We start from the raw sequence: 6,547 nt of genomic DNA on the forward strand, positions 1-6,547 counted from the left end.
ACGTGGTGCCCGGATCCGGCCCGGTCAAGGCGCAGGCCGAAGCCGAAGGGCTGGATCAAATTTTTCTGCAGGCGGGTTTCGAGTGGCGCCTGCCCGGCTGCTCGATGTGTCTGGCGATGAATAACGATCGTCTGAGTCCCGGCGAGCGTTGCGCCTCTACCAGCAACCGGAATTTTGAAGGCCGCCAGGGGCGCGGGGGACGTACCCACCTGCTCAGCCCGGCAATGGCCGCTGCCGCCGCGGTAGCCGGGCATTTTGCCGATATACGCGAGCTGAACCAGGAGTAATTATGGCGACAAAATTTACGCAGCACACGGGTATAGTGGTGCCCATGGATGCCGCCAACGTCGATACCGACGCCATTATCCCCAAGCAGTTTTTACAGATGGTGACGCGCACCGGCTTTGGCCGAAATCTTTTTTTCGACTGGCGTTATAAGGATGCGGAAGGAGAGATCCCCGATCCGGAATTTATCCTGAATAAGCCTGTTTTCCGCGGTGCCAGCATTATGCTGACGCGGGAAAACTTCGGCTGCGGTTCTTCGCGCGAACATGCCCCCTGGGCACTCACCGACTACGGCATTCGGGCGATCATCGGCAGCGATTTCGCCGATATTTTTGCCAATAATTCGTTTAATAACCAGCTGCTGCTGGTCACGTTAAGCGAAGAAGACGTAGAGGTGCTTTTCCAACAGGTGGCCGCCGAGCCGGGCATCCGCTTTACCGTGGATTTGGAAAAACAGGAAGTGGTGGCGGGCGATAAGCATTATGCTTTCAGCATTGATGCTTTCCGCCGTCACTGCCTGCTTAACGGGCTGGACAGTATTGGCCTGACGCTGCAGCATGACGCCAGCATCAGCGATTATGAACGCCGCCAGCCGGCCTTTTTACGCTAGCGCCAGCAGGTTAAAAGCGGTCCACGCACGTTTCGCCAGGGCCGCTTCCCCTCCCTCACACATTCTTGACCTTAGCCGACATCGCCAGCGCCGCCACCGAGAGGATCAGCGCGCCCCAGTAAACCGAATAGTGGCCAAATGTTTCTGCCAGCGCGCCCTGTAGTACGCCTGCCAGGATCACGCCGGTTGAGATGCTATTAGTGAAAAGCGTGGTGGCCGCCCCGGGTCTGCCAGGCATCAGATCCTGAAAATAGAGCATCCCAATCCCGGCGATGATGCCGATAAAAATAGCGTTGAAAATCTGTAGCGCCAGCAGCGCGGCCCGCGTGTGGAACAGCACCAGACCCAGATAAAACAGCACGCCTGCTGCCACGGCAAACAGCATCATATTGCGCTTGCCGAAACGTTTAACGTAGTGCCCGGCCAGCAGCATCGCCGGGATCTCCAGGCCCGCCGCCACGCCCATCAACAGGCCCGCAAGCCTGTCCGGCAGGCCCAGCACGCTGCTGATATACAGAGGCATATCAATAATATACATAGTGTTGCAGGTCCACATCAGCAGCGAGGCGATAAATAACAGGCGCACATCCCTGTTTTTCCACGCGCTGATTTGGGTGATCACCACGTCCGGCGCCTGTTCAACCCTTGCCACAGAGGGCAGCGCAAACCAGATCAGCGCGATGCAGAGCACAAACAGCCCTGCAGCTACGGAAAACATGGTGGTAAAGCCGTAGTTCAGCGCCAGTGCAAAGGAAAGCGGTGGGCCAATTACCCATGCCAGCGAGAGCTGGGCGCGCATAACCGAGCTGAACATTACAACTTCACGCGCGGAGCTGTCCGCATATTCACGCGCCAGCGCAAAGATTTGCGGCATGGCAACGCTGGCCAACGCCGACAGCAGCACGCCAAAAGTGATCAGCGTCAGGTAGTGACGATTGAAGGCGAACAACAGCGCATTCCCTACCGCCATCAGGCAACAAAACAGGATCAGCATGCGCCGATCGCCACGGTCATCCGATCGTTTCGCCAGCAGCAGGCTGACGGCAATACCGGCAATCGCGTTCACGGTATAAAACAGCCCCACCCAGAATGGCCGTTCGCCGACTTCGCGCGTCAAAAACAGGCTCAGCGTGGGGGCCTGCAGCGCACCCGCAATCCCCACCATAAAAGAGACGGCCATAAAAGCCAGGTAAACAGGGTTAAGACGACGGCGACGCGTTAGCAGCGATTTCATACCACATCCCTTGCAATAAAAGAGGCCTGCATGCAGGCGCAAACAGCAAGCATAGAAGAAAAAGCAAAATGAAAAAAGCCAGCGGGCAAGACGCCTGCTGGCTGGTGAAAATACACCCTACTCAGATATAAAGTCTTGAAAGCGCGCCATTCAAAAGAATGCCTCCCGCCCTTTCATCGTGAAGCAGTATGGGCTTAATATGGGGCAGAAAAAACAGGCGACTTTTCAAAAAGAGTTCCCCTTTTATGCAATCGACACGTTTACAACAGCAGTTTATCCGGCTCTGGCAAAGCTGTGAGGGTCAGCCGCAGGCTACCACACTCGATAGTCTGGCGCTTCAGCTCAGCTGTTCACGTCGCCACATGCGCAATCTACTTGGCGCGATGCAAGAGGCAGGCTGGCTGACGTGGCAGGCCGAGGCCGGGCGCGGCAAACGCTCGATGCTGACGTTTCACTATACGGGCCTTGCGCTTCAGCAGCAGCGGGCAGAAGACCTGCTGGAGCAGGATCGTATCGATCAGCTGGTGCAGCTGGTTGGCGACAAAAATACCGTGCGGCAAATGCTGCTCTCTCATCTGGGCCGGAGCTTTCGTCAGGGTAAACATATCCTGCGAGTGCTCTATTATCGTTCTCTGCTTAACCTGAACCCGGCGACCGCGCTGCGCCGCTCGGAAACGCATCTGGCCAGGCAGATTTTCAGCGGTCTGACCCGTATAAATGAGGAAAACGGGGAAATCGAGCCGGATATCGCTCATCACTGGCAAACGATTTCCTCACGGCACTGGCGCTTTTATTTACGGCCCGCCGTGCATTTTCATCACGGCCGCGAAATGGAAATGGCGGATGTGATTGCCACGCTGGAACGGACGCGGGCCCAGCCGCTTTTTGCAAACATTGCACAGATTCACTCTCCTACTCCCTGGACGCTGGATATCCACCTGCATCAGCCTGACCTCTGGCTGCCCTGGCTGCTGGCGGGGGTAAGCGCACTGATCGTGCCGAAAGAGTGGCCTGCTATGCCCGATTTCAGTCGCCAGCCCATCGGGACCGGGCCTTACGCCGTGGTACGCAATCAGCAAAGCCAGCTGAAAATTGAAGCCTTCGATGCCTATTTCGGCTACCGCGCACTGCTTGATGAGGTCAATATTTGGGTATTGCCGGAAATCAGCGAGGAGCTGGTTTATTCGGGCGTCAGGCTGGAAGGCGGCAGCGTGGGTGAAAAATCGGAGGAAAGCCGGCTTGAGGAGGGCTGCTATTTCCTGCTGTTCGACCAGCGTTCGCCCCTGGGGCGTGATGAGCAGATCCGTCGCTGGGTTAGCGCCATCGCCAACCCGATAGCGCTGCTGAGCCATGCCGGAACCGGCTATCAGCGTTACTGGTTTCCGGCCTACGGACTGCTACCGCGCTGGCATCATCGACGCGATTTAGACGTGCCGGAAAAACCGGCGGGCCTGACCTCGCTCACGCTGACCTGGTATGGCGATCATCTTGAGCATCAGGCCATCGCTAATCTTCTCCAGCCGCTGCTGGCTGCGCAGGGCGTGGCGCTGGTAACGAAGCAGGTCGATTATACCCGCTGGCATCAGGGCGAGGCACAGAGCGATATCTGGCTGGGCAGCGCTAACTTTACGCTACCGCTTGAGTTTTCACTATTTGCCCTGTTATATGAAATCCCACTGCTGCAACACTGCGTGCCGATTGACTGGCAGCAGGATGCACAGCGCTGGCGCGAACAGCAATTGTCGCTGGCCGACTGGAGCAGGCAGCAGGTGGCCGACAGCTATCTTCATCCGCTTTTCCATCACTGGCTATTGCTGGAAGGCGAACGCAGTATGCGCGGCGTGCGCATGAACACGCTTGGCTGGTTTGATTTCAAGTCCGCCTGGTTTGCGCCCCCCGAATCATGACGCTTTCGCTACTCTACAGAAATCATTAGAATAACTCGTTCTCAACGGGGTGCGCGGCATCAGCCGACGCTGAGATAAACCCGTCGAACCTGACCCGGCTAATACCGGCGTAGGGATTTGAGAGTGCTTCACCTGCTCAGATCGCGCGTCGCCTGACCATAAAGGAACGCCAAGTGCTAAAAAAAGTCCTGCCTCTGCTGCTGCTTTGCTCGCTTTCTGCCGCTGCTGCCAAACCCGTGCTGACGGTTTACACCTACGATTCTTTCTCTTCCGAATGGGGGCCCGGCCCGGCTATTAAAAAAGCTTTTGAGGTTAACTGTGGTTGTGAGCTGCGCTACGTCACGCTGCCCGACGGTGTCGCGCTATTAAACCGTCTGCGTATGGAAGGAAAAAACAGCCGGGCCGACGTGGTGCTGGGGCTGGATAACAACCTGCTGGATGCGGCGGAAAAAACCGGCCTGTTTGCCGCCAGCGGTGTTGATATCCGCAGCGTCACCGTACCGGGTGGCTGGACAAACAGTACTTTCGTTCCCTATGACTACGGCTGGTTCGCCTTTGTTTACGACAAAACGCGGCTGAAGACGCCACCAAAAAGCCTTAAGGCATTAGTCGAAGGCGACCAGCCGCTGAAGATTATTTATGAAGATCCGCGTACCAGTACGCCAGGTCTGGGCCTGCTGCTGTGGATGCAGAAAGTCTATGGCGATGATGCCCCCGCCGCCTGGCAGAAGCTGGCACAGAAAACCGTTACCGTAACCAAAGGCTGGAGCGAGGCCTATGGCCTGTTCCTGAAGGGCGAAGCAGATATGGTGCTGAGCTACACCACCTCGCCTGCTTATCACCTTATTGAAGAGAAAAAAACCCAGTATGCCGCCGCCGATTTCAGCGAAGGTCACTACCTTCAGGTGGAGGTCGCCGGACAGCTAAAAACCAGCAAACAGCCACAGCTGGCACAGAAGTTTATGCAATTTATGTTGGATAAACCTTTCCAGCAGACTATTCCGCAGGGTAACTGGATGTATCCCGCCGTAGCAGGCAAGCTCCCGGCTGGTTTTGATACGCTTCCTCTGCCGAAAACCACGCTGCAATACTCGTCGCAGGACGTCGCCAGCCATCGCAGCCAGTGGATCAGCGAATGGCAACGCGCCGTCAGCCGCTAGCCCGCCGTCAACCTTCAGGCAGCCTCGTTCCCGGCTGCCTTGCTGCCACGCTACTGGTCACCGTGGCGCTGCTCGCTTTTATCGCGCTTGGGCACAATGCGCCGGTCAGCGTGCGCGCGCTCTGGCAGGACAGCTATCTGTGGCACGTGCTGCGCTTTTCCTTCTGGCAGGCCTTTCTTTCTGCTTTGCTGGCGCTTACGCCTGCCGTGCCGCTGGCGCGGGCGCTCTATCGTCGCCGCTTTCCGGGCCGCGAAATCGTGCTGCGCCTTTGCGCTATGACGCTGGTGCTGCCCGTATTGGTCGCGGTTTTCGGTATCCTCAGCGTCTATGGCCGTACAGGATGGCTGGCAACGCTCTGTGCCTGGCTGGGCGTCGACTACCGCTTCACGCCTTATGGGCTGCAGGGCATTTTGCTGGCGCATGCCTTTTTCAACCTGCCGCTGGCCGCCAGACTGCTGCTGCAAACGCTGGAGCAAATTCCTGCCGAACAGCGTCAGCTGGCAGCGCAGCTGGGCATCACGGGGTGGCATCAGTTTCGGCTGGTCGAGTGGCCCTGGCTACGACGCCAGCTGCTACCGGTGGGTTCGCTGATCTTTATGCTCTGCTTCGCCAGTTTTGCCACCGTGCTGGCGCTGGGTGGCGGCCCCAAGGCCACCACCATTGAACTGGCGATTTTTCAGGCGCTGAACTTTGATTACGATCCTGGCCGCGCGGCCCTTCTGGCGATGCTGCAAATGGTCTGCTGCCTGGGCCTGGTGGTGGTGAGCCAGCGGCTGAGCAAAGCGCTACCGTCGGGTACCACTACTCTGCAAGGCTGGCGAGATCCCCAGGATCACCCGGTCGCGAAGCTGCTGGATGGGGTGCTGGTCTCGCTGCTGCTGCTGCTTGTGGTGCCACCGCTGTTGGCCGTGGTTATCAGCGGCTTAAACAGTAATCTGTTCAGCGTGCTGCAACAGCCGGCGCTCTGGCAGGCGGCTTTTATCTCGCTACGGATCGCGCTTGGCGCTGGGGTGCTCTGCGTGCTGCTGACCACCATGCTGCTGTGGAGCAGCCGCGAGCTGCGCCTGCGCCAGCAGCCTTTTGCTGGTCAGATGATGGAGCTGAGTGGAATGCTGATCCTGGCGATGCCGGGGATCGTGTTGGCTACCGGCTTCTTCTTGCTGCTGAACGATACGGTTGGTCTGCCCCGGTCTGCTGACGGGATCGTTATTTTTACCAATGCACTGATGGCCGTGCCCTATGCGATGAAGGTGTTGGATAATCCCCTGCGCGATATTGCCGAGCGCTATAGCCGTCTTTGTCTGGCGCTGGATATTAGCGGAGTAAACCGGCTGCGACTGATCGAGCTGCG

General features: G+C 57.8%; 6 protein-coding genes and 1 riboswitch. Of the genes, 5 read left to right on the plus strand and 1 reads right to left on the minus strand.

Annotated features, from left to right (window positions below; genetic code table 11):
* On the plus strand, positions 1-287 hold a 287-nt coding region (locus RTK32_RS17170; protein ID WP_312046103.1), incomplete at its 5' end, for an aconitase family protein.
* Positions 288-289: 2 nt separating this feature from the next.
* The gene (gene leuD / locus RTK32_RS17175; protein WP_312046104.1) at positions 290-895 is read left to right on the plus strand and encodes a 3-isopropylmalate dehydratase small subunit; all 606 of its coding nucleotides are present in this window, start codon (positions 290-292) and stop codon (positions 893-895) included.
* Positions 896-950: 55 nt separating this feature from the next.
* On the opposite strand, the gene RTK32_RS17180 is transcribed toward leuD, so the two are convergent.
* A complete protein-coding gene (locus RTK32_RS17180) occupies positions 951-2,129 on the minus strand; it encodes a sugar efflux transporter (protein WP_312046106.1) in 1,179 nt (392 codons plus the stop codon).
* A 245-nt stretch (positions 2,130-2,374) separates the two neighbouring features.
* Between RTK32_RS17180 and sgrR the strand changes: the two genes are divergently transcribed.
* The 3 genes from sgrR to thiP all read left to right on the plus strand — a co-directional run.
* A complete protein-coding gene (gene sgrR / locus RTK32_RS17185; protein WP_312046108.1) occupies positions 2,375-4,036 on the plus strand; it encodes an HTH-type transcriptional regulator SgrR in 1,662 nt (553 codons plus the stop codon).
* Between the two features lie 35 nt (positions 4,037-4,071).
* Positions 4,072-4,170, plus strand: a riboswitch (TPP riboswitch).
* A gap of 39 nt (positions 4,171-4,209) precedes the next feature.
* Positions 4,210-5,196: a thiamine ABC transporter substrate binding subunit gene (gene thiB, locus RTK32_RS17190; protein WP_312046110.1), complete on the plus strand. Its 987-nt coding sequence runs from the start codon at positions 4,210-4,212 to the stop codon at positions 5,194-5,196.
* Positions 5,172-6,547 (plus strand): thiamine/thiamine pyrophosphate ABC transporter permease (gene thiP / locus RTK32_RS17195; protein WP_312046112.1); only part of this gene is annotated, 1,376 nt, incomplete at its 3' end. The genes thiB and thiP, both read left to right, overlap by 25 nt.

The sequence above is a fragment of the Erwinia sp. genome, assembly GCF_031978025.1.
Taxonomy (GTDB): Bacteria; Pseudomonadota; Gammaproteobacteria; order Enterobacterales; family Enterobacteriaceae; genus Erwinia.